This window comes from Enterobacteriaceae endosymbiont of Donacia cinerea, from assembly GCF_012569925.1.
Taxonomy (GTDB): Bacteria; Pseudomonadota; Gammaproteobacteria; order Enterobacterales; family Enterobacteriaceae.
This window is the reverse complement of sequence record NZ_CP046204.1, coordinates 85,565-111,268: the sequence shown is the minus strand read 5'-3', so window position 1 is coordinate 111,268 and position 25,704 is coordinate 85,565. Positions and strand designations below refer to the sequence as shown.

Genomic DNA, 25,704 nt, shown 5'->3' with positions numbered 1-25,704 from the left:
GAGGAAATTATAAATTATAAAATTTTTTATTATAAGTTAATATATTATAAGATATATCTACTAATATCTTCATTAATAATTAATGTATCAAGATGTTTACTTACATAATTCTTATCAATAATAATTGATTTATTATCATATTCATTAGCATTATAAGAGATATCAGACATTAAATGCTCAAGAACAGTGTGTAATCTCCTAGCTCCTATATTTTCTGTAGTTTCATTAACTTTCCATGCAGATTCTGCAATTCTTTTAATACCATCTTTAGTAAAGATAATATTTACTTTTTCAGTTGCTAATAATGCTTTATATTGTATTGTTATAGATGTATCGGGTTCTGTAAGAATTCTTTCAAAATCATTACTAGTTAATGCTTTTAATTCTACTCTAATAGGTAATCTTCCTTGTAATTCAGGAATTAAATCAGAAGGTTTAGATATTTGAAATGATCCTGAAGCAATAAATAAAATATGATCTGTTTTAACCATTCCATGTTTTGTTGATACAGTACATCCTTCTACTAATGGTAATAAATCTCTTTGAACTCCTTCTCTAGAAATATCAGAAGATACATTATTACTTCTTCTACAAATTTTATCTATTTCATCTAAAAAAACAATACCATTTTGTTCTACTGCTTCTATAGCTTTTTGTTTAATATCTTCATTATTAATTAATTTACCAGCTTCTTCTTCTATTAATAGTTTAAAAGCATCTCTAATCTTTAATTTACGTTTTTTTTGTTTATTACCTCCTAAATTTTGAAATAATGATTGTAATTGACTAGTCATTTCTTCCATACCTGGAGGTGCCATAATTTCTATACCCATAGGGGTACTGGATACATTAATTTCAATTTCTTGATTATCTAATAATCCATTATTAAGTTTAATTTTTAATTTTTGTCTAATGGATTCAATACTATTATCTTCTTGATTCCAGTTATTTTTATTTGGAATTAAAACATTCAAAATTCTTTCTTCTGCCATTTCTCTGGCTCTATTGCAGTTTTTATTGAATGCTTGTATCTTTATCATTTTTATAGCTACATCAGTTAAATCACGAATTATAGAATCTACTTCTTTACCAACATAACCAATTTCAGTAAATTTAGTTGCTTCTACCTTAATAAAAGGAGAATTAGCTAGTTTTGCTAATCTACGTGCAATTTCTGTTTTTCCAACACCAGTAGGACCTATCATTAATATATTTTTAGGTGTAACTTCTTGTCTTAAATTTTCATTTAATTGCATACGACGCCAACGATTTCTTAATGCTATAGCTACAGCTTTTTTTGCACTTTCTTGTCCAATAATAAATTTATCTAATTCTTTAACAATTTCTTTGGGGGTCATTTCAGACATAATTAGCATTTTCCTCATGCTTATTTACATTGTAATTTTTCAATAGTAAAATTATGATTAGTATAAATACAAATATCTCCTGCTATATTTAAAGATTTTTTTACTATTTCATATGCACTTAAATCCGTATTTTCAAATAAAGCACGAGCTGACGCTTGCGCATATGGGCCACCGGAACCAATAGTAACTATATCATTTTCAGGTTGAATAACATCTCCACTACCTGTAATTATTAAGGAGGTAATTTTATCTGCAATTATTAATAACGCTTCTAGTTTACGTAAAATACGGTCTGTTCTCCAATCTTTAGCTAATTCTACTGCTGACTTAGTTAAATTTCCTTGATATACTTCTAATTTTTGTTCAAATAATTCAAAAAGAGTAAATGCATCTGCAGTTCCACCGGCAAAACCTGCAATTACTGTATCATGATATAATTTCCTAATTTTTTTAACATTTCCTTTCATTATAATATGACCCAGAGTTGCTTGTCCATCACCACCGATAACCACATTACCATTTTTTCTTACACTAACTATTGTTGTCATGAGTTTTATCCCTCACTTCATTATTATTATTTTATATCTCATAACAATATATATATACATAAATAATTTTATATTAAAATTTCTTAGAAATCTTAATAAAATTATTATTAGATTGAGATTTATTCTCATTTTAAATATTTAATATTTTATTATTATAAAATAATATATTATAATCATTAATAGAATAGTTGAATTTTTATTAAAACATTAGAATTATAACATAATTTAAATTTTAAACAATAAATTTATTATTAAATAAGAATTATATGTATAAAAATATTTTAACTATTGATACATCTACAGAATACTGTTCCGTCATTTTAAAAAATAACGGAATTATTTATAAAAAAATTAAATATTGTCCTTGTTCACATATTAAATATATATTATTTTTAATTAATGATCTTCTAAAGGAAACAAATATATCATTATCTAAAATAGATTTATTAGGATATAATTTAGGTCCTGGTAATTTTACAAGCCTAAGAATAGGAATAGCAACAATAGAAAGTATTTCTTATGTTTTTAATATTCCTAAAATAGGATTATCACATTTAATGATTTTAGCAGAAAAATCTTGGAAAATAACAGGAATTAAAAATATTATAACAATTATTAAATGTAATAAAGAATTTCTATATTTTTCTTTATATAGAAAAAATAAGCATGGTTTATGGATTGGAAAAAATAATGAATGCTTATTAAATTATAAAAATTTTATAAAAAAAATTTTATTATTAAAAGGAATATGGGTAATATCTAATATTAATAAATATTTAAAAAATGATATAAAAAAAATATTAAATAAAAATTTAAAAATATATTTTATTGAAAATAATACTTTTTTTTCAGAAGAAATTATTAATATTATTAATAATATTTTATTAAATAAAAAAAGAATAAAAAAAGACTATAAAATTAATTATATTAAAAATATATTTTAAAATAGTTTTTATTTATTATTATTTTTAATATATTCTTTTGCTTTAGGTAAAGTAATATTTAATTCTAGTTTTGATATATTTTTTTTTTTATCATCTAATTCTATATTAATCATATTTGGATTAATTTTAACATATTTAGAAATTACTCTTAATATTTCTTGTTTTAATTGTGTTATATAACAAGGATAAATATACCCTTTTTTTGATTCTTCTGATATAATAATCTGTAGTCTTTTTTTAGCAATATTAGCAGTTTTATTTTTTTTTGATAAAAAAAAATTAATAAAATTCATATTATCTCCAAAACAAACGTTGTAAAAAATTTTTTTTTTCAATTTTTATAAAACGTAAAGGAATTTTTTCTCCTAATAAACGTTTTACGGTATCATTATATGCTAGTGAAGCATTAGAATTATTATTTAAAATAATACTTTTACCTTGATTTGATGCTCTTAAAACTAAAGGATCTTCTGGAATAACTCCTATTATTTTAATACCTAAAATTTCGATAATATCATCAATACTTAACATATCGCCACAATCTACCCTAACAGGATTATAACGTGTTAATAATAAATATTCTTTTATAGGTTCTTCACCATATTTAGCTCTTTTAGATTGTGAAGAAATAATACCTAAAATTCTATCAGAATCTCTAATAGAAGAAATTTCAGGATTAGTAGTAATAATTGCTTCATCTGCAAAATATAATGCAGTTAAAGCTCCAGTTTCAATTCCTGCAGGTGAATCACAAATGATAAAATCAAAATTCATGGTATATAAATTTTTAAAAATTATTTCGACCCCCTTATAAGTTAAGGCATCTTTATTTTTTGTTTGTGAAGCAGGTAAAATGTATAAATTTTTATTTTTTTTATCTTTTATTAATGCCTGATTTAATGTCGCTTCACCTTGTAAAACATTAATAAAATCATAAACAACTCTTCTTTCACATCCCATAATTAGATCAAGATTACGTAATCCAATATCAAAATCAATAACAGCTGTTTTTTTACCATTTCTAGATAATCCTGTAGCTATAGCAGCACTTGAAGTAGTTTTACCTACTCCACCTTTACCTGAAGTAACAACAATTATACGCATTAGAATTTCCTTTAATATGAAATTTAAATAAAAGTTAATTACATAATTTTATTGTTAATACTTTATTTTTTAAATATATTCTTGATGATTTTCCTAAAAATTTATTAGGAATTTGATCTTGAAGTAAATATTCACCAGCAATAGATAACATTTCAGCAAATAATTGATTACAAAAAATTTGACAATTTTTATCTCCATTAGCTCCAGATAAAGCTTTTCCTCTCATAAAACCATAAACATGAATATTACCATCTGCTATTAATTCAGCTCCTGTACTAACATTATTTATAATGATTAAATCACTATTATAAGCATAAATTTGTTGTCCAGATCTAATAGGATTAAAAATAATTTTACTTTTATTAAAATTAATATTTTTATTTGATGATAATGAACTTTTTTCTTTTATTATTTTAATAATGGATTTTGGTACTATATTATTAGTATTATTTTTTTGATTATTAATATCAATATTATTAATTTTTTTATTATTTTTATTATTTGTAAATAAAATAGGTAACCCTGTACTATTTATATTTTTAATTATATTTTTATTATTACAACCACTTACTCCTATAATATTAATTCCTGTAGCAATAATAGCATTATAAACTTTTTTCCAATTTATTTCATTTTTTATATAATAAATATTAATAATAACTGACATATTTTTAAAAAAAATAGGAGAATGATTTATTTTTTTTTTAATTTCATTAAATATAAGTTCAGGTTCACTATTATATAAATAAATTACATAAAATGAAAAATTATTTTTTTTAAATTTAATTACTTTTGTTAACATTTTTATCGCCTTTAATTCACTAAAATTATTTTAAATAAAATAATTTTATTAAAATATTAATATTTTTAAAAACATAAATATAAAAAATATTTTATACTTGTATTTTTTTTTATAAAAGTATAACTTATCTATTTATATAATATTAATATGAAATATATTTAAATAAAAGTTCAAAGAATAAAAATGAATAACTTATCAAAATTAGACTTATTATCTTATAGATTTAGAGGTTTTTATCCTGTTGTAATTGATATAGAAACTTCAGGATTTAATTCTAAATACAATGCTATATTAGAAATAAGTTTAATCACATTAAAAATGCATAATGGTTGGTTAAAAAAAAATGAAACATTACATTTTCATATCTTACCATTTAAAGGTTCAAATATTTCTCCAGAAGCATTAGCTTTTAATGGTATTAATATTAACACCTCCTTAAGAGGAGCTATAGCTGAAAAAGAAGCATTAAAAATTATTTTTAAAAAAATTTCTCAAGATATAAAAATAAATAGATGTAAAAAAGCAGTTATAGTAGCTCATAATGCTAGTTTTGATCATAGTTTTATTATGGAAGCCATTAAAAGAACAAAAATGGAAAGATATAACCCATTTCACTCTTTTGTAATATTTGATACAGCTTCAATGTGTGGCTTAATTTTAGGTCAAACTGTTTTAGCTAAATCTTGTCATGCACTTAATATATCATTTGATAATAATCAAGCACATTCAGCATTATATGATACTAATCGTACTGCTAAATTATTTTGTAAACTAGTAAATAAATGGAAAAAAAAAGGTGGATGGCCTCCTATTTATTCTTAATATTTCATAAAATATATAAATTATTCTTTTTTAAAATCTAAAATATTTTTTAATTCACCGTTATTATGTAACGTATATAAAATATCATAACCCCCTATTAATTTATTTTGCACCCATAATTGGGGAAACGTTGGCCAGTTAGCATATTTCGGTAAATATTTTCTAATATCTGGATTTTTTAAAACATCAATATAAGTAAATTTAATTTTATAAAATAAAATAATTTTAACAGCTCTATCAGAAAAACCACATTGAGGATTTTTTGGATCTCCTTTCATATATAAAATTACACGATTATTATTAATTTGTTTTTTAATTTTATCAAAAATTTGCATGAAATTTTCTACTTTATTTTTAATAATAAAAAAATTAATATAATTATATATATAATAATTTAAAAATTTTTAAAAGTAAAATTTATTTAATAAAATATATTATTAATAAATATTAAAAATGTGAGAGAGAAAATATGTGCAAAAATATTTAATTGAAACAAAAAAATTATTAAATATTGCTATACCAATAATTTTAACACAAACAGCTTATTTTTTAATAAGTATAATAAATATTATCATGTCAAATTCTTTTAATAAAATTGATATTGCTATATTAGCAATAGGAACATCAATTTGGTTACCAATAATATTATTTGGACATGGTATTTTTTTATCTTTAATACCTATTATTACAAAATTATATGTATCTAATAAGCAAAAAAAAATAATAAATTATATTGAACAATCATATTTATTAGCAATAATATTATCATGTATAATGATGTTTATTTTATATAAAATAAATTTTTTAATATCTTTATTATTTCATAATTTATTTTTTATATTAAAAATAAAAAAATTTTTAAACATAATTGTTTTAAGTATACCTGGATATTTACTATTACAAATATTACGTTGTTTGTGTGTATCATTAAATTTAATTATACCTGATATGGTTATTAGTTGGATTGGTGTAATTATATATATACCAATTAATTATATTTGTATTTATGGTTTTTTTTATATACCTCCATTAGGTATTTTAGGCTGTACTATTTCTATAGTATTAATATATTGGATATTATTTTTTATAACTATAACATGGATGTTTAAATCTATTTATTTTAAAAAAATTAGATGTTTCAATTTTTTTAATAAACCTAATTTTAAAATTTTAAAAAAAATATTTAAATTAGGATTACCTATTGGGTTATCTATTTTTTTTGAAATTACATTATTTAGTATTGTATCTTTATTAATTTCGTCTAAAATGAAAGTAGATGATATTGTTAGTCATCAAATAGCTTTAAATTTTAGTTCTTTAATTTTTATTATTCCCTTATCTTTAAGTATAGCTACTACTATATTAGTAGGATTTTATTTAGGTTTAGGTCGTAAAGATAGAGCAAAAACTATTAGTTTAATTTCACAAATTTTAGGAATAGTGATATCCACTATTATTATTTTAATAAGTTTTTTTTTTAAGAAAAAAATTGCTTCATTGTATAATTGTAGTAAAAATATTATAAATTTATCATCAAATTTAATATTACTAGCATCTATTTATCAATTTTTAGATTCTATCCAAATAATTGGTTCAGGTATTTTAAAAGGATATAAAGATACTAAATTTATTTTTTTAATTACATTTATATCATATTGGATCATTAGTTTACCTATTGGTTATATTTTATCCATTACTAATTTAATTACCCATCGTATGGGTCCTCCTGGTTTTTGGATTGGATTTATTATTGGTTTAATTATTGCAGTTATATTAACTATATTACGTATTTTAAAAATACAAAAAAATTGATTATTAAATATATATATTATATAATGTCTTTCAATTTTTTTATATGCGTTCTTAACTCAGTGGTTAGAGTGTCACTATGACATGGTGAAAGTCAGAGGTTCAAATCCTCTAGAACGCATGTAAATTTTATATGTTTAAAAATAAAAATTTTTCTTATTTCCAATAAATTAAACAAAATTTTTTTTTACCTTTACGTAAAAGAGAAAAATGATTAAATTTTTTATAAAATTTTGTAAATATAAATATAGTATTAGATATATTTTCATTATTAATATATATAGAATTTGATTTAATTAAAATAGATGCTTTATTTTTAGAAGATGCAAGTTTACTTAAAACTAATATTGATTTTAAATCAATATTTTTATTTTCTAAATAAATATTTTTAATATTTTTAAGTAATATTAAAAAATCATTTTCTGAAAAATCATTTATATTTTTATAAAAAAGTAAATTAGTTATTTTTTTGGATATAATTAAATTATTTTCTCCATGAACCATTTTTGTCATATATTCTGCAAGAAAATATTGAGGACTATTTTTTTTAATATTATTTTTTTTTCTATTAAAAGTATTAATGATTTTTGATTCATAATTAGTAAACATATTTAAAAAATTAAATATAATTGAATCTGGTATATTTAACCAAAATTGAAAAAATTTATATGGATTAGTTTTTTGAGAATCTAACCAAATAGTTTTTTTTTCAGTTTTTCCAAATTTTGTTCCATCATTTTTAATAATTAAATTAGTAGTTAATCCAAAAACTTTTTTTTTGTTTATTTTTTTTATTAAATCTATTCCTGATACAATATGGCCCCATTGATCTGAACCTCCAATTTGGAGAATTACATTAAATTTTTTATTTAAGTAAGCAAAATCATATGATTGTAATAAATTATAGGAAAATTCAGTATAAGAAATTCCTTCAATATTATTATTTATCATTCTCTTTTTTATGGCATCTTTATTTATCATATGGTTAACATTAAAATATTTTCCAATTTTTTCTAAAAAAAATAAAATATTCATTTTATGAAACCATTCATAATTATTAATTATAATAGCGCTATTTTTACCACAATTAAAATCTAAAAAATTATTTAGTTGTAAACTAATTTTATGAAACCAAATATTAATATGATCTATTGGATTAATTTTTCTTTTTTTTAATTTAAAACTAGGATCTCCAATTAAGCTTGTAGCTCCTCCTAATAAAATTATTGGTTTGTGTCCTAATTCTTGAAAATATTTAAGTACAATTAATTGTATTAAATGACCTATATGTAAACTATCTGCCGTTAAATCGAAACCACAATATAGGTTAATTTTTGTTTCATTTAAAATTTTAGATAAATTATCTTTATTAGTTACTTGATATAAAATATTATGATTTTCTAATTTTTTTATAATATTTATTTTTTTTTTTATCATCCATATTCCTTTTAATATTTTTTTTTAAATATTTTATATTATTAAATAATTTTTCTACAGTTTTTATAATAGTTCTAGTATGTATATCAGTTTCAATATTTACATAATTATAAATATTTTTTTTAGATAATGTAGTTTTAAATAATGTTTTTGGTATTATATTTACACTAAATTTGTTTTTTAATTTTTTATCTATTGTTAAACTAACACCATCTATACATATAGATCCTTTTTTTAGAATATATTTCATTTGTAAAATATTATTAGGTTTTATCCATAAAATTTTAGAAGAAGTATAGTTTTTAATATTAGTAATAATAGCTGTACTAGTAATATGTCCGGAAACTATATGTCCTCCTATAAAATTATTAATTTTTATAGGTTTTTCAAGATTTACATAATCTCTAATTTTTATTTTTTTAAAAGTTGTACTATTAAAGGTTTGTTTAATTATATTAAAAATCATTATGTTATTATATAATTTAATAATTGTTAAACAACATCCATTATTAGAAATAGATTCTCCTATTTTTAAATTTTTTAGAAAATTTTTATTTGTTTTGATATATAAAAAATATAAATTTTTTTTCAAAATAATATTTTGAACTATACCTATAGATTGAATAATACCTGTAAACATTTTTTATAAAGTATATTTATTTATTATAATAATAATATATATTATTTATAAAAAAAAAACTTTGATTAATAAAATTAATTTTAATTAAAAATCTTATCTCTTAATAAAATTTGAAATTTATTTTTTAATGCTAAAATACATTTATTTAAAATATTGTTAATTTCTTGTTCTTGTAATGTATGATATTTATTTTGTATAAATAAACTTAAAGTAATATTTTTGTATCCTATAGGAATATTATTTCCTTGATATATATCAATTAAATCTATTTTTATTATTTCTTTTATTTTTAGTCTTTTTAATAAAGAAGAAATTTCTATAAAACATATATTTTTTTTTATAGAAAAAGATATATCTCTTTTGTTTATTGGAAAATTAATAATTTTATTAAAATTAAAATTATTATTAATAATAATTTTGTCAAAAAAAATTTCAAACAAAAAAGTATCATATTTTATATTAAAAAAATTAATTAATTTAGGATGTAACATACCGATATATCCAATATATATATTATTAAAATATATTGATGAACTTATATATGGATGTAATATTTTCAGTTTGTATTGTGGCCGAAATTCTATTAGATTATTTTTATTAAAAAAATTAAAAATATATTCTATATCACCTTTAATATCATAAAAATTTATTAATTTTTTATTTATATTCCAATAATTAGAATATAAATTTCCATTTATTATTCCAGATAACATTAATTTTTGAGTAATTCCTAGTTTTTCTTTTAAATCTTTTAAAAAACATAATCCATATTCAAAAAAACGTAAATTTTTTTGTTGTCGATTTTGGTTATAGATAATATTATTTATTAAACCATATGATAAAGAATTACGCATAACTGATGTTTCATTTGTAAGAGGATTAATAATCCTAATATTTTTTATGTTTGGATACAATATTGATTGTATTTTAGGATTAATAAAACTGTAATTAATTACTTCATGATATCCTTTATGAATTAAAATATTTTTAATTTTTTTAAAATTAACTTTTGTATATTTTAATTTTATTTTTTTTTTATTTAAAATATTTTTTTTAATTAAATATATTTTTACTTTTTCAGGAATTTTATTATATCCATATACACGTATAATTTCTTCTATTAAATCTTCTTCAATTATTATATCATTACGCCAACTAGGTACTTTAATTAAGTAATTATCATTTGTTTTTTTAAGTATTGAAAAACCTAATTTATTTAAAATATAAATTATTTTTTTTTTCAAAATATTGAAACCTAAAATTTTATATATATGTTTAAATGATAATTTAATTTCTTTTTTTATATAATTAACATTATTAATATTTGTTGTATAAATTTTACTTCTATCTCCACCAAATATTTTTAAAATTAAATTTACTGTTCTTATTATAACTTCTTTTTGAATATACGGGTCTAAAAATCTATTATAAATATTAGTAGTATTATTAAAATAAGGATTTTTACTAAATAAAAATTTAAAGTATTCTTTTTTTATAAATAAACATTCTATAAAAATATCTTTTGTTTTTAAGTTAACAATTATATGTTTATTTTGTATTATTCCTGGTATAGAAATTATTTTATAATTATCTTTTATTAATAAAAGATAATTATCATTTATTAAATTAATTTTTTGATTTTCAAAATCTAAAAAATTACTTTTATTTTTTTCACTATTTTCTATATAAATATCTCCTTGAATTTTATTTAAATCATAAAATTGAATTGGGTATCCTAATTCTAAAACTATATAGTTATAAATATTTAATAATGGATTTTCAGGTATAATTTTAATTCCAGATTGTAATAATTGATTTTTAATAAAAAATGGTATTTCTTTTTTTAAATTAATATTTTTAATTATACAATAATTATATTGATATAATACATCATTAATATTTTTATTAAAATTAATATTAATTTTATATTTTTTTAATTTTTTATTTATATTAATATATGGTTTTTTAAAAGAAAAAAATTTTTTTAAAACGGATAAATCTCTAGTAAATCCTAAGATACTTAAACAATCTGGTCTATTAGTAGGTATGTTAATATATAAAATATTATCTGTTATATTTAAATATTTATTTGCATTTTCTCCGTTAAAACTCTTATCAGATATTTTAATAATATTTTTTTTTAAAAGATTATTTTTATATAAATTAAAAATTTTATTAGAACATAATAAACCTTCTGATTTTAATAAAAAAGAATATTCTGGAATATTAATATATTTTTTATATAAAGATGAATTTTGAGTTGCTAAAATAATTTTAGTTTTATTTTTAAGATTATCTATATCAGAAAATATTTTTAATAATTTTCCATTATTAATTAAAATTTTTAATTTATAAATTTTAGGATTTGTTGTATATAAAGATAATTTAACTATTTCTCCTATGTAAATATTATCAAAATTTATATTTTTTTTAATATATTCAATTTTTTCTACTTCAAAACCTAACATTGTTATTTTTTCTGATAAATAATTGATATCTTTATCATAGTTTAACCATTTATTTAACCATGATTCACTAAATTTTATCATATAAAATTATTAAATTTAAATTGCTTAAGAAAACGTATATCGTTTTCATAAAATAAACGAATATCATTAATATTATAACGTAACATAGCTAATCTTTCTATTCCTAAACCAAAAGCAAATCCACAATATTTAGAAAAATTTGTTTTAATGTTTTTTAATACATTAGGGTGTACCATTCCTGCTCCTAAAATTTCTATCCATTGTTTATTTTTATTTAAAATATCTACTTCTAAAGAAGGTTCAGTAAAAGGAAAATAAGAAGGTCGAAAACGTATTTTATATTTTTTATTAAAGAAAAAATTGAGAAATAAACTTAATATTCCTTTTAGATTAGTAAAAGTTACTTTTTTATCAATAAATAAACCTTCTATTTGATGAAACATAGGTGTATGATTACTATCATAATCATTACGATATACTTTTCCAGAAGTTAATATACGTATAGGAGGTTTTTCTTCTTTCATTATTCTAATTTGTATATTAGATGTTTGAGTACGTAATAAAACATTTTTATCTAACCAAAATGTATCTTGTTCTTTTCTTATCGGATGATTTTTTGAAATGTTTAAAGCATCAAAATTATGATAAACATCTTCTATTTCTGGTCCTGTAACTATCTTAAAACCAATATTTATAAAAAATTCCTCGATTTCATTAATTATCGTTTTAATAGGATGCTCTGAACCAATTTTAATATATTTTCCTGGTAAAGTAATATCAATTTTTTGATTAGATAATTTTTCATCGTTTTTTTCTAATTCTATTTCTTTTTTACGTTTTATTATTATTTTTTTTATTTGTTTTTTTTGTTTATTTAAAATAATACTTTTATAAATTTTTTCTTTTTTATTTAAATTTTTTATTAATAAAAATTGTGTTGTAATATATCCTTTTTTACCTAAATATTTAATTTTTAATTTATTTAAATTATTAATATTTTTTACTGCATCAATTTCCTTTTTTGCAATAATAACTATATCATCAGATAACATACAAATATGCTCGTTAATAAAATAATAATATAAATATTTATATATAAAAAAACGTAAATTTTATTTAATAAATAAAATTTATTAAATTAATTACTTATAAAATTTATTAATTTTTCAAAGGATGAATAATCAAAAGTAGCTATATCGGCTAAAATTTTTCTATTTATATTAATATTATTTTTTTTTAATTTAAAAATTAGATGATTATAAGACATTTTTTTTTGACGTACTGCTGCATTAATTCTCATAATCCATAATTGACGAAACCTTCTTTTTTTTTGTTTCCTGTCTCTATATGAATATTGTCCAGATTTAATTATTGCTTGAAATGCAGATCTGTAAGTTCTAGATCTTGATCCATAATATCCTTTTGCTTGTTTAATTATTTTTTTATGTCTTGCTTTTGCAGTAACTCCACGTTTAATTCTTACCATATAATTTAAATTCCTGTAATTATTATATTTTATATATATTTACCTTATTTTATAAATAAGGTAAACAAATTTTTAATGAATATGAATCTCCTTTTTTAACTATTTTTTTTTGTTTTAAAGATCTTTTTTGTTTTTTACTTTTTTTTGTTAATAAATGTCTTAAATTTGCTTGTTTATGTTTAAAAAAACCATTCCTCGTTTTTTTAAAACGTTTAGCAACACTACGTACTGTTTTTAATTTATTCATATTATGAAAATCCAAATTTTTTATTAATAATTATTTTTTTGGTATTAAAATCATTATAATTTGTCTACCTTCAACTTTAGATGGAAAAGATTCTACTATAGCTAAATTTTGTAAATCATTTTTAATTCTATTTAACATAAAAAATCCAAGTTTTGTATGAACCATTTCTCTTCCTCTAAATCTTAGAGTAACTTTTATTTTATCTCCTTTTTTTAAAAAACGAATTATGTTACGTAATTTAATTTTATAATCTCCTGTATCTGTTCCTGGACGGAATTTAATTTCTTTTAAATGTATTATTTTTTGTTTTTTTTTTTGTTCTTTAGAAGCTTTATTTTTAGTGTATAAAAATTTACCATAATCCATTATACGACAAACAGGAGGTTCAGAATTAGGACTAATTTCAACTAGATCAAAACCGGTGTTTTTTGCTTTGATTAAAGCTTCTTTTATATTAACTATACCAATTTGTTCACCATTTAATCCTATTAATCTTACAATTTTACTCCTAATATTTTTATTTATTTTATTAGGTCGTGATAATTGTATGTTTCTTTTTCCAATTTTAATATTTTACCTCTCTTAATTTTTTTTATTAATATAATAATTACTAATTTCTTTTTTTATTTTACTAATAATATCATGAATTTTCATAAATCCCAAACTTTTACCAAAACAATCTCTTACAGAGATATTATTACTTTTAATTTCTTTATCACCACAAATTAAAATATAAGGAATATGTTGTATAGTATATTTTCTAATTTTAAATGAAATTTTTTGATTTTTTATATTGTATTTAACACGAAAATTATTTTTTCTAAGAATTTCAAATATTTTTAAAACATATTCAGTATGTTTTTCACTAATATTTAAAATTATTATTTGTATTGGAGTTAACCAAATAGGTAAATACCCAGCAAATTCTTCAAGAAGAATACCTATAAATCTTTCTAATGAACCTAAAATTGCACGATGAATGATTACTGGAGTACTATGTTTATTTTTAGTATTAATATAAAATAAATTCAAACATTTTGGTAATGTAAAATCTAATTGTATTGTACCACATTGCCATTCTCTATTTAAACAATCAAAAAAAGAAAATTCTATTTTAGGACCATAAAATGCACCTTCCCCTTTTTGAGATTCAAATTTAATATTTAGTTTTTTTAAAATATAAGATAAATCTCTTTCTGCTTTATCCCAAATTATATTATTACCAATTTTATTAATTGGTCTAGTAGATAATTTTACAAGAAATTTTTTAAAACCAAAAATATGATAAATATCGTACATCATGTTAATACAATTTTCTATTTCTTTTATAACTTGTTTTTTTGTACAAAAAATATGAGCGTCATCTTGTGTAAAATTTCTTAATCTCATTAAACCATGTAAAGAACCAGAAGGTTCATTTCTATGACAAATTCCAAATTCTGCAATTCTTAAGGGTAAATCTCTATATGATTTTAATTTTTGTTGAAAAATTTGAATATGTCCGGGACAATTCATAGGTTTTATACAATAATTTCTATTTTCAGAAAAAGTAGTAAAAATAGCTTCTTTATAAATTTTCCAATGACCTGTTTTTTTCCAAATAGAAAAATCAGTTATTAAAGGAGTTTTTACTTCTAAATAATTATATTTATTTAGTTTTAAACGTAAAAGTTTTTCTAATTCTTTAAAAATAATATAACCATTATTATGCCAAAAAACCATTCCTGGAGATTCATTTTGGAAATGATATAGATTTAATTTTTTTCCTATAATTCTGTGATCTATTTCTAATAATTTTATTTTATTAGATAAATTTATTTTTTTAGAATTATCATTTTGTTCCATTTTTTACTTTTAAAGTAGTAAATATATTTTTTTAATAATAACAAAATTTTTCTTTTAAATATATTAAAAATATTAATTTAAAATTTTTTGCCCACAAATAACTCTATAATGTTGTTGTATATCATAATATTGCATTATATTTTTAAATTGTTTAATTTTAAATATTTTTTTTAAAATATAACCTTGTTCATATCCATGTTCTAATATTAACCAACCATAATTATTTAAATATTTTAAAGCATTCAAAATAATATGGTATAAATCAGCTAATCCATTATTAAATGATACTAATGATTTAATTGGTTCAAATTTCAGTTGTTTTTTAATTAATAAATATTCAAAATAACTTATATAAGGGGGATTACTTACTATAATATCAAATTTATTATTTTTTAAATTACTAAACCAATTACTTATTAAAAAATTAATATTATTAATATGTAATTTTTTAGCATTATATTTTGCTAAATTAATAATTTTTTTAGAAATATCTGTAGCAGTAATATTAATAAAATTATATTTAGAAGCAATCGCTAAAGATATAATTCCACTTCCAGTACCTAAATCTAATATTTTTTTTGTGTTAATATTAATTTTTTTTAAAACAATATTTACTAAGATTTCTGTATCTCTACGAGGTATTAAAACATAAGGAGATACTTGAATTTTTAATGACCAAAATTCACAAAAACCTAATAAATATGCTATTGGTTCTCCTTTAATTCTTCTTTTTAATAAATTTTTTAATATTTTATATTGTTTATAATTTATTTTAGTTTCACTAAAACCATAAATCCATGCTTTAGATTTTTTTAGAACGAAAGATAATATCATAACTGATTCTAATTGATATGCTAAAATTTTATTTTTTTTTAAAATATTAGAAGAATATTCTATGTATTGACTAATAATCATTTGTTATCTTTATAATAAACTATAATTTATTTTTATAATAATATTGATGGATAATTGGTTTTATTAAAATATCCAAATTACCATCCATAATTTCATTTAATTTATAAAGTGTTAAATTAATACGATGATCTGTTACTCTTTTTTGAATAAAATTATATGTTCTATTTCTATCTGAACGATCACCACTACCTAATAATATTTTTTTTTTTATTGCATTATCTTTATTTCTTTTATCTATTTCTAATTTATTTATTCTTGCAGCTAAAACAGATAAAGCTTTTGATTTATTTTTATGTTGTGATCTTTCATCTTGGCATTCTACTACAATTCCAGTAGGAATATGAGTAATTCTTATAGCAGAATCTGTTGTATTAACATGTTGACCTCCTGCTCCTGAAGATCTAAATGTATCAATTTTTAAATCTTGGTTATTTATTTCAGAAATTTCTGTTTTTAATAATTCAGGCATAACAGCAATAATACAAGTAGAAGTATGTATTCTTCCTTGTGATTCTGTTTCAGGAATTCTTTGTACTCTGTGACCTCCTGATTCAAATTTTAATTTTCCGTATACTCCTATTCCTGTAATCTTTAAAATAATTTCCTTAAAACCATTACTATTTTCACTATAATGAATATGTATAATTTCTATCATCCATTTTTTTGATTCTGCATATCTAATATACATTCTTGAAATGTCTTTGACAAAAATAGCTGCTTCATTTCCTCCAGAACCTGCTTTAATTTCTAAAAAACAATTACGATCATCTTCTTTATTTTGAGGAATAAGTAACTTATGTAGTATTTTTTCTACTTTTTTTTGTTTATTTTTAATATTTTCTATATCTTCTAATACCATTAGATATATTTCTTTATCTTTTTCTTTTAATAAAATTTTATTATTAATTAAATTTAATTTTAATTGTTTCCACTTTTTAAATAATTTAATTATATTAGATAATTTTGAATATTCCTTTGATAAATTACGTAAACAATTGTTGTTATTATATGTTTTATAATCACTTAACTTTTTTGATATATAATTATATCTTTTATATAAAATATTAAGTTTTTTAAGAATATAAGAATTCATAATTATGATTTTAATATTTCAAACTTTATAAATAAAATATTTTTTATTATAAACGTAATAATATTAATGTGTATTAATATTATTTTTCTTATTAATAATAATTATAATATTATATTATATTATATAATAATATTTAATATAAATTATTAAATTTTTATTAATATAAAATTTTTCAAATATAAATATTTTAAGAATAATTATAAATATAATTATAAGGAATTTTTATGACTAATATGAAATTATTTGCTGGAAATGCTATTCCTAATTTAGCAATGAAAATTGCTAATCATTTATATATTAATTTAGGAAAAATTTTTGTGGGTAGATTTAGTGATGGAGAAATATCTGTAAAAATAAATGAAAATATAAGAGGAAGTGATATTTTTATTATACAGTCTACCTGTAATCCTACAAATGATAATTTAATTGAATTAATTATAATGATTGATGCATTTAAACGAGCTTCTGCAGGAAGAATAACAGCAGTTATCCCTTATTTTGGTTATGCCAGACAAGATAGAAGAATACGTTCTGCAAGAGTTCCTATTACTGCAAAAGTAATAGCTGATTTTTTATCTAGAGTAGGTGTTGATAGAATATTAACAGTTGATTTACATGCAGAACAAATTCAAGGATTTTTTAATGTTCCTGTTGATAATGTTTTTGCAAGTTCTATCTTTTTAAAAGATATATCAAAAAATATATATAACAATCCTATTATAGTTTCACCTGATATTGGAGGAGTTATACGTGCAAGATCTATAGCAAAACAATTATTTAATGGTACAGATATGGCTATAATAGATAAAAGAAGACCTAATTTTAATAATACTGAAATTATGAATATTATTGGCGATGTTAATCATAGAGATTGTATTTTAATAGATGATATTATTGATACAGCAGGAACATTATGTCAGGCAGCAAAAGCATTAAAAAATCATGGAGCTACAAAAGTTTTTGCTTATGTTACTCATGCTATTTTTTCTGGAGATGCTATTAAAAATATTTCTAATTCTGTAATAGATGAGATTATTGTATGTGATAGTATCCCATTAACAAAAAAAATAAAAAAATTAGATAATGTTAGAGTATTAACTTTATCTTATATGCTTGCAGAAGCAATAAGAAGAATTAGTAACGAAGAATCGATTTCTATAATGTTTAAATAAATTAAAATTAATAAGGTAAACAATTGAATAATATTCAAATGATAGTAGGATTAGGTAACAATTTAAATAATAAATTTCTTAATACTCGTCATAATATAGGTTCTAATTATATTTTAAATTTATCTAATAAATTTAATATAAAATTTAAAAAAATAAAAAAATTAAATGAATATATAGGTTATTTTAATATTTTTAATAAAAAAATAATGTTATTAATACCAAATTCATTTATGAATAATTCAGGTAAATCAATATTTGCTGTATCTAAATTTTATAAAATTTTTTTAAAAAATATTTTAATTATTCATGACGAATTGGATTATTTACCTGGAATTATAAAATTTAAATATGGAGGAAGTAGCGGAGGGCATAATGGAATTAATAGTATTATTAAAATTTTTAATGATACATTATTTTATAGACTAAGAATAGGTATAGGACATCCAGGAGATAAAATGAAAGTAAATAATTTTGTATTAAATTATCCGAATAGTATTGAACAAAAAAATATTAATTTTGCAATAAAAAAGAGTATAAAAGCTTTATTAATATTTATTAAAACAAGTAATTATAATACAGCAATTAATTATTTACATTCTAAAAAATAATAAGGATAACATAATGGGATTAAAATGTGGTATTATAGGTTTACCTAATGTAGGAAAGTCAACATTATTCAATGCATTAACTAAATCTAATGTAAATGCATTAAACTATCCTTTTTGTACAATAAAACCAAATACTAGTATAGTAAGTGTTCCTGATGATAGATTATTTTATTTATCTAAAATTGTAAAATCTAAAAAAACTATACAATCAATAGTAACTTTTGTTGATATTGCTGGTTTAATAAAAGGAGCTTCAAAAGGAGAGGGGTTAGGAAATCAATTTTTACATAATATATCAGAAGTTGATGCTATAATTCATGTGGTACGTTGTTTTAAAAATAAAAATATATTAAATTTATCATATAATCCAATAAAAGATGTTCATATCATAAATAATGAAATAATTCAATTTGATATAAATTTATTATATAAATTACAAAATAATATTTCTCAAAAAAGTAATGAAAAATATTTAAATCAATGGAGATATCTGTTTAATATTTGTTTAAATCATTTAAAAAATGGTAAATTATTAAATTTATTAAAATTAAATATAGAAGAAATAAATTTTTTAAAAAGTTTAAAATTATTAACAATTAAACCAATAATTATTATTGCTAATATAGGTGAATATAATGATATCTATACTAAAAATAATTTTTTTTCAGAAGAAATAAATATTCTTAATCAAAAATATTTAATTTTAAAAATATGTATTAAAAATCTTCATAAAAAACAAAAATTATTACCAATAAATGAAAATGACGATTTAAAAAAAATAATAATTTTTAGTTTTAAGTTATTAAATTTACATACTTTTTACACAGTAGGGATTAAAGAAACAAAATCATGGAGTATTTTAAAAGGTACTACAACATTTATTGCTGCTAAAAAAATTCATAGTGATATTCAAAGAGGTTTTATTAGAGCACAAATAATTCATTATAAAGATTTTATTTTTTACAAATGTAAAAAAAAAGTAAAATTATTTGGTAAAATGAAAATAGAAGGTAAGAATTATATAATACAGGATGGGGATATTATTAATTTTCTTTTTAAAATTTAAAATTTTAGCATTTTAAAATAGAAAATTTTATTTTTTTAACTAAAATTTATATATTTTAAAAATTCTATTTAATTAGTATGATTAATTTTTTAAATTTAATTTTGTCAAATATTAAAATTATAATAATAATTTATATTATAATTAGAATCTTCCTTAAACATAAAGACATAAAGTCTTATGTACTGTGGTATCTTGTTTTATATGTTTTTCCTAAAATAGGGATAATTTTTTATTTTATTTTTGGTGAAATTTATTCAAATACACAGTATAAATCTCAAAAAGCAAAAAAAATATGGCTTTATTATAGTAAATTATTAAAAAAACTACAAAAACATTACAAATTACATCATAAAAATATATATTTGAATCAAAAAATACAAACATTATTTCAATTATGTGAAAATAAACAAAATTTATTTAGTATGACTAATAATTCTATTAAATTAATAGAATCATCATCAAAATTATTTATATCATTAATTAATGATATAAAATTAGCAAAATATAGTATACATATTGTATTTTATATCTGGATTCCAAAAGGATTAGTAAATGAAATTTCAAAATATATGATTTTAGCAGCTAAAAGAGGTGTCAAATGTTATATTATGCTAGATTATATTGGAAGTAAAAGTTTTTTTTATAGTTATTGGTATAAACTTATGATTCATGTTGGTATTTGTATTATTAAATCATTAAAGATTACAATTTTTAATTTTTTTCATTCTCGTATAGATTTAAGACAACATAAAAAAATCATATTAATTGATAATAAAATAGCTTATGTTGGTAGTATGAATATGATAGATTCATCTTATTTCAAAAAAAATATTAAAACAAAAGAATGGATTGATTTAATGATACGTATAACTGGTCCAATTGTTAATACAATTAGTATTATTTATTCATACGATTGGGAAATTGAAACAGGAAAATATATTTTATCCATTAATCAATTAAAAAATAATTTAGTTAAATATAAAAATAAAAATAATATAAACAGAATACAAGTAGTATTTTCTGGGTTACAATTATCTAAAAAAATAATACATAACTCTTTAATTACAGCGATATTTTTATCTAAAAAAAGTTTAATTATTACAACACCTTATTTAATACCAAGTAATAATTTATTATCAGCTATTTGTATAGCCTCTGAAAGAGGAGTAGATGTAAAAATTATTATTCCTAAAGTTAACGATTCAATTTTTATTTATTGGGCAAGTAAATTTTTTTTTTATAAATTATTAAAATCTGGAGTAAAAATTTATCAATTAAAAAAAGGTTTTTTACATACAAAAAGTATTATCATAGATAAAAAAATTAGTTTTATAGGTACCGTAAATTTAGATATAAGAAGTATTTATTTAAATTTTGAAATTAATTTAATTATAGATGATATTATTTTTAATAAATCACTTTTATATTTACAAAATAAATATATTTTAAAATCACAAAAATTAAAATATAATTTATGGATAAAAAGACCATATTGGAAAAAATTAATAGAAAAATTATTTTTTTTATTTAAATTTATTTTATAAAAAAAAATTTTTTTAATTAATTATTTTATAATAGTAATATTGATATTTAAATTTAAAATTAAATTTTATGAAAATTTTTTCATTTAATATTAATGGTATAAGAGCTCATATACATCAATTAAAATTGATTATAAAAATATATAAACCTGATATAATTGGATTACAAGAAATAAAAGTAGATAATAAAAATTTTCCGAGAGAAAAAATATATAGGTTGGGATATAATACTTTTATCTGTGGACAATCAAAATATTACGGAGTAGCTATATTAAGTAAAAATAAACCTTTTCATATCGAAAAAAATTTTTTAAAAAATCTTAATAATCAAAAAAGATTAATAATGATTGATTTAAATAGTTCTATTGGTAATATAAAAATTATAAATTGTTATTGTCCTCAAGGAGATAATCAAAATAATAATATAAAATTTAATTATAAAATTAATTTTTTCAAAAATTTATATTTTTATATTAAAAAAAATTTAAATCCAGAAAATCATATTATAATTATGGGAGATACTAATATTAGTATTTCGAATTTTGATATAGGTATAGGAGAAAAAAATCGTAAAAAATGGCTAAAGCAGGGAAAGTGTTCATTCTTACCAAAAGAAAGATTTTATATTAATAAATTACTTAATTGGGGTTTATTTGATATTTGGAGATTAATGAATCCTTTAATAAATAATAAATTTTCTTGGTTTGATTATAGATCGAAAGGATTTCTTATTAATAACGGTTTAAGAATTGATAATATTTTTATTACTCATTCATTAATAAAATATTATTCTGATTCAAATATAGAATATTCTATTCGTAATTTAATTAAACCTTCAGATCACGCTCCTATTTGGGTAAAATTTAAAAATATTTAATAAATTTTTGTTTAAAAAAAAATAGGTGAAAAATGATTAAGTTATTGAATTTAGTAAAATTTTTTTGTTGTTACTTATGGTCTTTAATTAATTTTACTAGAACGTTAATAATAAATATTATTTTTATATTATTAGTATCTTTATTATGTTATTATATATATAATGTTCGTCATAGAAAAAATGTAGATAATAGAATATTAAAAAAAAATCATCAAGTATTAGAAATTAATTTTGATGAAAATTTTAATAATGAACCTTTTTATAAAAAAAATTTAATATTCAAATTATTTGATAAGTTTACAAATAAAAAAAAACATGATGTTATCAATATAGCTTATGCTATAAACTATGCGAAACAAGATAATAATATTAATGGAATTATATTAAAACTTGACAATTTAAATATTAATGATATACCTTCTTTAAGGTATATAGGTAAGTATTTAAATAGATTTAAAAAAACTGGTAAAAAAATATATGCAATTTCAGATATATATAATAATAATCAATATTATTTAGCTAGTTTTGCTAATAAGATTTTTTTACTACCATATGGTACTGTAAAACTATCTGGTTTAAGTTTCAAAAAAAATTTTTATAAAAAACTTTTACAAAATCTAAAAATAAAAACTTATATATTTAGAGTAGGAAAATATAAATCTGCTGTAGAACCTTTTTTCAGAAACAACATGTCTTTTAATGATAAAGTTGCTATGAATAAATTAATTAATAATTTATGGGATGATTATTTAACTACGGTATCAATTAATAGAAAATTAACTAAAGAAGAAATTTTTCCTACAGATCAAAATTTTTTAATTTCTTTAGAAAAACTTCATGGTGATTTAACTTTATTTGCGTTAAAAAACAAATTAGTAGATAAAATATCTGATAATCATGATTTTGAAAAAGAGATGATTCAAAATTTTGGTTTAGATAAAAATACAAATACATATAATAAAATTAATATTAATGATTATATAAAATTATATATAGATAATGGTATTCAGAAAGATAATGGTAATATTTCAGTTATAACAATAGATGGACTTATAACATATGGTAGTAATGGAAGTCAGATTATTATTAATGCAATACATCAAGTTTATAAAAATCCACAAATTAAAGGATTAATATTAAAAATTAATAGTCCGGGAGGAGATATTATAGCATCACAAGCAATTTATAATGAATTAGCTTTGTTAAAAAAAGTGCATAAACCGATAGTAGTTATAATGGGTAAAGTAGCTGCATCAGGGGCATACTGGATATCTACAATAGCTGATTTTATAATTGCTGATCCAGTTAGTTTAACTGGTTCTATTGGTATTTTTGGTGTTATAAATAATTTTAATAATGTTTTAAATTTTATTGGTATTAATAAAGATGGTGTTAGTATATCAGAAAGATTTAACCTTTCTCTAAATGAGAAATTATCTTCTATAGAAAAAAAAATAATAGAATTAAATATAAAAAATGGTTATAAAAAATTTATTAATTTAGTCTCTAAACAAAGACATTTACCTATTGAACAAGTTAAAAAATTAGCTAATGGTATGGTTTTTTTAGGTAAAGATGCTAAAAAATATGGATTAATTGATGATATAGGTGATTTTGATAGTGCAATAATAAAAATTTCACAATTAACTAAAATAAAAAATATAAATCTACAATGGGAAGATACAAATACTTTTTCTATATTAGATCTTTTAATGAATTCAAATAGATTTATTTTATCTAATTTAATTCAAAATTATATAAATATCATTTTCAATAATGAAGAATCTTTAAATTCTCAAAAAATATATTCTTTGTATATTGCATAAATTTATAAATAAATTAAAAAATTTATTTTAAATTATTTTTTTGTATTAATAAATAGGAGATAAGTAAATGTCTATTAGAGTTGCTATTAATGGATTTGGTCGAATAGGCCGTATTTTTTTTCGTGCTGCTCAAAAAAATACAAAAATTAAAATTATAGCTATTAATGATTTATTAGAAATAAATTATATGGCATATATGATTAAATATGATTCGACACATGGACTTTTTAAGAAAAAAATTAAAATTAATAATAATAATCTTATTATAAATAAAAATATTATACATATTTTTTCTGAACCAGATCCTAGTAAATTAAAATGGGGTGATTTACAAATTGATGTTGTTGTAGAATCTACAGGTATTTTTTTAACAAAAGAATTAGCAAAAAAACATATTATTGCAGGTGCTAAAAAAGTTATTATTACAGCTCCTCCTAAAGATAATTCTATTCCTATGTTTGTTAGTGGAGTAAATTTTAACAATTATAAAGGACAAGATATTATTTCTAATGCTTCATGTACTACTAATTGTTTAGCTCCATTAGCTAAAATTATACATGATCATTATAATATTGAAAATGGTCTTATGACTACTATTCATGCAGTAACTTCAACACAAAAAACTGTAGATAGTCCCTCTAGTAAGGATTGGAGAGGAGGTAGAGGGGCATATCAAAATATTATTCCTTCAAGTACTGGAGCTGCAAAAGCAGTAGGGCTTGTTTTACCTGAATTAAATGATAAATTGACAGGGATATCTTTAAGAGTACCAATTGCTAATGTTTCAGTTGTTGATTTTACGGTAAAAGTTATAAAAAAAACTACATTGTCAGATATTTATGAAGTAATTAAATTTGCTTCTCATAATTATATGAAAGATATTATTGGATATACAGAAGATGATGTTGTATCAAGTGATTTTAATGGATCAACATTAATATCTATTTTTGATAAAAAAGCAAGTATAGCTATTAGTAATAATTTTTTTAAATTAATTTCTTGGTATGATAATGAAACAGGATATTCTTCTAAAATATTAGATTTAATCTTACATATTTTTCAATAA

At 19.3% G+C, this 25,704-nt stretch carries 25 protein-coding genes, 1 tRNA gene and 1 pseudogene; 11 read left to right on the top strand and 16 right to left on the bottom strand.

Translation table 11 applies throughout. The annotated features are described in order from the left end of the window. Nucleotides 1-44 precede the first annotated feature (44 nt). Together hslU and hslV are read right to left on the bottom strand one after the other, a co-directional pair. The gene (hslU, locus tag GJT94_RS00580) at nucleotides 45-1,367 is read right to left on the bottom strand and encodes an ATP-dependent protease ATPase subunit HslU (protein ID WP_168894211.1); all 1,323 of its coding nucleotides are present in this window, start codon (nucleotides 1,365-1,367) and stop codon (nucleotides 45-47) included. Between the two features lie 20 nt (nucleotides 1,368-1,387). Further along, on the bottom strand, nucleotides 1,388-1,915 hold the full coding sequence (gene hslV / locus GJT94_RS00575) for an ATP-dependent protease subunit HslV (RefSeq protein WP_168894210.1): 528 nt from the start codon (nucleotides 1,913-1,915) through the stop codon (nucleotides 1,388-1,390). Nucleotides 1,916-2,181: 266 nt separating this feature from the next. Here hslV and tsaB point away from each other — a divergent pair, with 266 nt between their 5' ends. Next, the gene (gene tsaB / locus GJT94_RS00570) at nucleotides 2,182-2,859 is read left to right on the top strand and encodes a tRNA (adenosine(37)-N6)-threonylcarbamoyltransferase complex dimerization subunit type 1 TsaB (RefSeq protein ID WP_168894209.1); all 678 of its coding nucleotides are present in this window, start codon (nucleotides 2,182-2,184) and stop codon (nucleotides 2,857-2,859) included. 8 nt (nucleotides 2,860-2,867) lie between these two features. On the opposite strand, the gene minE is transcribed toward tsaB, so the two are convergent. Genes minE through minC form a run of 3 tightly spaced genes read right to left on the bottom strand, consistent with a single transcriptional unit; the run spans nucleotide 2,868 to nucleotide 4,765 of the window. Then, nucleotides 2,868-3,152, bottom strand: coding sequence for a cell division topological specificity factor MinE (gene minE, locus GJT94_RS00565; RefSeq protein ID WP_168894208.1), 285 nt, complete (start codon nucleotides 3,150-3,152; stop codon nucleotides 2,868-2,870). Between the two features lies 1 nt (nucleotide 3,153). After that, on the bottom strand, nucleotides 3,154-3,963 hold the full coding sequence (gene minD / locus GJT94_RS00560; protein WP_168894207.1) for a septum site-determining protein MinD: 810 nt from the start codon (nucleotides 3,961-3,963) through the stop codon (nucleotides 3,154-3,156). A 34-nt stretch (nucleotides 3,964-3,997) separates the two neighbouring features. Beyond that, complete coding sequence (gene minC, locus GJT94_RS00555; protein ID WP_168894206.1) at nucleotides 3,998-4,765, bottom strand: septum site-determining protein MinC; 768 nt, start codon at nucleotides 4,763-4,765, stop codon at nucleotides 3,998-4,000. A 183-nt stretch (nucleotides 4,766-4,948) separates the two neighbouring features. On the opposite strand from minC, the gene rnt reads away from it, so the two are divergent. Next, nucleotides 4,949-5,587, top strand: a complete 639-nt coding sequence (gene rnt / locus GJT94_RS00550) for a ribonuclease T (protein ID WP_168894205.1) — start codon at nucleotides 4,949-4,951, stop codon at nucleotides 5,585-5,587. Nucleotides 5,588-5,607: 20 nt separating this feature from the next. Here rnt and grxD read toward each other — a convergent pair whose 3' ends face one another. After that, on the bottom strand, nucleotides 5,608-5,922 hold the full coding sequence (gene grxD / locus GJT94_RS00545) for a Grx4 family monothiol glutaredoxin (protein WP_168894204.1): 315 nt from the start codon (nucleotides 5,920-5,922) through the stop codon (nucleotides 5,608-5,610). A 136-nt stretch (nucleotides 5,923-6,058) separates the two neighbouring features. On the opposite strand from grxD, the gene GJT94_RS00540 reads away from it, so the two are divergent. Both GJT94_RS00540 and GJT94_RS00535 read left to right on the top strand, forming a co-directional pair. After that, the gene (locus GJT94_RS00540; protein ID WP_168894203.1) at nucleotides 6,059-7,399 is read left to right on the top strand and encodes an MATE family efflux transporter; all 1,341 of its coding nucleotides are present in this window, start codon (nucleotides 6,059-6,061) and stop codon (nucleotides 7,397-7,399) included. A 45-nt stretch (nucleotides 7,400-7,444) separates the two neighbouring features. Further along, a tRNA-Val gene (locus tag GJT94_RS00535) sits at nucleotides 7,445-7,517 on the top strand. Nucleotides 7,518-7,552: 35 nt separating this feature from the next. Here GJT94_RS00535 and tyrS read toward each other — a convergent pair. The 10 genes and pseudogenes from tyrS to prfA all read right to left on the bottom strand — a co-directional run bounded on the left by tyrS (nucleotide 7,553) and on the right by prfA (nucleotide 17,548). Further along, nucleotides 7,553-8,833 carry a tyrosine--tRNA ligase gene (tyrS, locus tag GJT94_RS00530; protein WP_168894202.1) on the bottom strand — a complete coding sequence of 427 codons (1,281 nt, stop codon included), beginning with the start codon at nucleotides 8,831-8,833 and terminating at the stop codon, nucleotides 7,553-7,555. Continuing rightward, on the bottom strand, nucleotides 8,787-9,473 hold the full coding sequence (locus tag GJT94_RS00525) for a riboflavin synthase (RefSeq protein WP_168894201.1): 687 nt from the start codon (nucleotides 9,471-9,473) through the stop codon (nucleotides 8,787-8,789). The genes tyrS and GJT94_RS00525 overlap by 47 nt, the downstream gene beginning before the upstream one ends. Nucleotides 9,474-9,553: 80 nt before the next feature. After that, nucleotides 9,554-12,022 carry a phenylalanine--tRNA ligase subunit beta gene (pheT, locus tag GJT94_RS00520; RefSeq protein ID WP_168894200.1) on the bottom strand — a complete coding sequence of 823 codons (2,469 nt, stop codon included), beginning with the start codon at nucleotides 12,020-12,022 and terminating at the stop codon, nucleotides 9,554-9,556. Next, a complete protein-coding gene (gene pheS / locus GJT94_RS00515) occupies nucleotides 12,019-13,014 on the bottom strand; it encodes a phenylalanine--tRNA ligase subunit alpha (RefSeq protein WP_168894199.1) in 996 nt (331 codons plus the stop codon). The genes pheT and pheS overlap by 4 nt, the downstream gene beginning before the upstream one ends. A gap of 86 nt (nucleotides 13,015-13,100) precedes the next feature. After that, nucleotides 13,101-13,448, bottom strand: a complete 348-nt coding sequence (gene rplT, locus GJT94_RS00510) for a 50S ribosomal protein L20 (protein WP_168894198.1) — start codon at nucleotides 13,446-13,448, stop codon at nucleotides 13,101-13,103. Between the two features lie 49 nt (nucleotides 13,449-13,497). After that, nucleotides 13,498-13,695: a 50S ribosomal protein L35 gene (gene rpmI / locus GJT94_RS00505; protein ID WP_168894197.1), complete on the bottom strand. Its 198-nt coding sequence runs from the start codon at nucleotides 13,693-13,695 to the stop codon at nucleotides 13,498-13,500. Between the two features lie 30 nt (nucleotides 13,696-13,725). Next, nucleotides 13,726-14,265 (bottom strand): translation initiation factor IF-3, encoded by a 540-nt coding sequence (gene infC, locus GJT94_RS00500; protein WP_168894509.1) that lies wholly within the window; start codon nucleotides 14,263-14,265, stop codon nucleotides 13,726-13,728. Nucleotides 14,266-14,277: 12 nt separating this feature from the next. Next, a pseudogene (gene thrS, locus GJT94_RS00495) lies at nucleotides 14,278-15,477 on the bottom strand (threonine--tRNA ligase); the annotation flags it as partial. 135 nt (nucleotides 15,478-15,612) lie between these two features. After that, the gene (gene prmC / locus GJT94_RS00490) at nucleotides 15,613-16,455 is read right to left on the bottom strand and encodes a peptide chain release factor N(5)-glutamine methyltransferase (RefSeq protein ID WP_168894195.1); all 843 of its coding nucleotides are present in this window, start codon (nucleotides 16,453-16,455) and stop codon (nucleotides 15,613-15,615) included. Nucleotides 16,456-16,474: 19 nt separating this feature from the next. After that, on the bottom strand, nucleotides 16,475-17,548 hold the full coding sequence (prfA, locus tag GJT94_RS00485; RefSeq protein ID WP_168894194.1) for a peptide chain release factor 1: 1,074 nt from the start codon (nucleotides 17,546-17,548) through the stop codon (nucleotides 16,475-16,477). Between the two features lie 224 nt (nucleotides 17,549-17,772). Between prfA and GJT94_RS00480 the strand changes: the two genes are divergently transcribed. From GJT94_RS00480 to gap, 7 genes are all read left to right on the top strand, one after another. Next, nucleotides 17,773-18,720: a ribose-phosphate pyrophosphokinase gene (locus GJT94_RS00480; protein ID WP_168894193.1), complete on the top strand. Its 948-nt coding sequence runs from the start codon at nucleotides 17,773-17,775 to the stop codon at nucleotides 18,718-18,720. Nucleotides 18,721-18,743: 23 nt separating this feature from the next. After that, nucleotides 18,744-19,328 (top strand): aminoacyl-tRNA hydrolase, encoded by a 585-nt coding sequence (gene pth / locus GJT94_RS00475; RefSeq protein WP_168894192.1) that lies wholly within the window; start codon nucleotides 18,744-18,746, stop codon nucleotides 19,326-19,328. Nucleotides 19,329-19,341: 13 nt separating this feature from the next. Continuing rightward, nucleotides 19,342-20,394, top strand: coding sequence for a redox-regulated ATPase YchF (gene ychF, locus GJT94_RS00470; protein ID WP_168894191.1), 1,053 nt, complete (start codon nucleotides 19,342-19,344; stop codon nucleotides 20,392-20,394). 77 nt (nucleotides 20,395-20,471) lie between these two features. Next, nucleotides 20,472-21,938, top strand: coding sequence for a cardiolipin synthase (gene cls / locus GJT94_RS00465; RefSeq protein WP_168894190.1), 1,467 nt, complete (start codon nucleotides 20,472-20,474; stop codon nucleotides 21,936-21,938). Between the two features lie 67 nt (nucleotides 21,939-22,005). After that, on the top strand, nucleotides 22,006-22,812 hold the full coding sequence (xthA, locus tag GJT94_RS00460; protein WP_168894189.1) for an exodeoxyribonuclease III: 807 nt from the start codon (nucleotides 22,006-22,008) through the stop codon (nucleotides 22,810-22,812). Between the two features lie 32 nt (nucleotides 22,813-22,844). Beyond that, nucleotides 22,845-24,638 carry a signal peptide peptidase SppA gene (gene sppA, locus GJT94_RS00455; protein ID WP_168894188.1) on the top strand — a complete coding sequence of 598 codons (1,794 nt, stop codon included), beginning with the start codon at nucleotides 22,845-22,847 and terminating at the stop codon, nucleotides 24,636-24,638. Nucleotides 24,639-24,705: 67 nt separating this feature from the next. Beyond that, the gene (gene gap / locus GJT94_RS00450) at nucleotides 24,706-25,704 is read left to right on the top strand and encodes a type I glyceraldehyde-3-phosphate dehydrogenase (RefSeq protein ID WP_168894187.1); all 999 of its coding nucleotides are present in this window, start codon (nucleotides 24,706-24,708) and stop codon (nucleotides 25,702-25,704) included.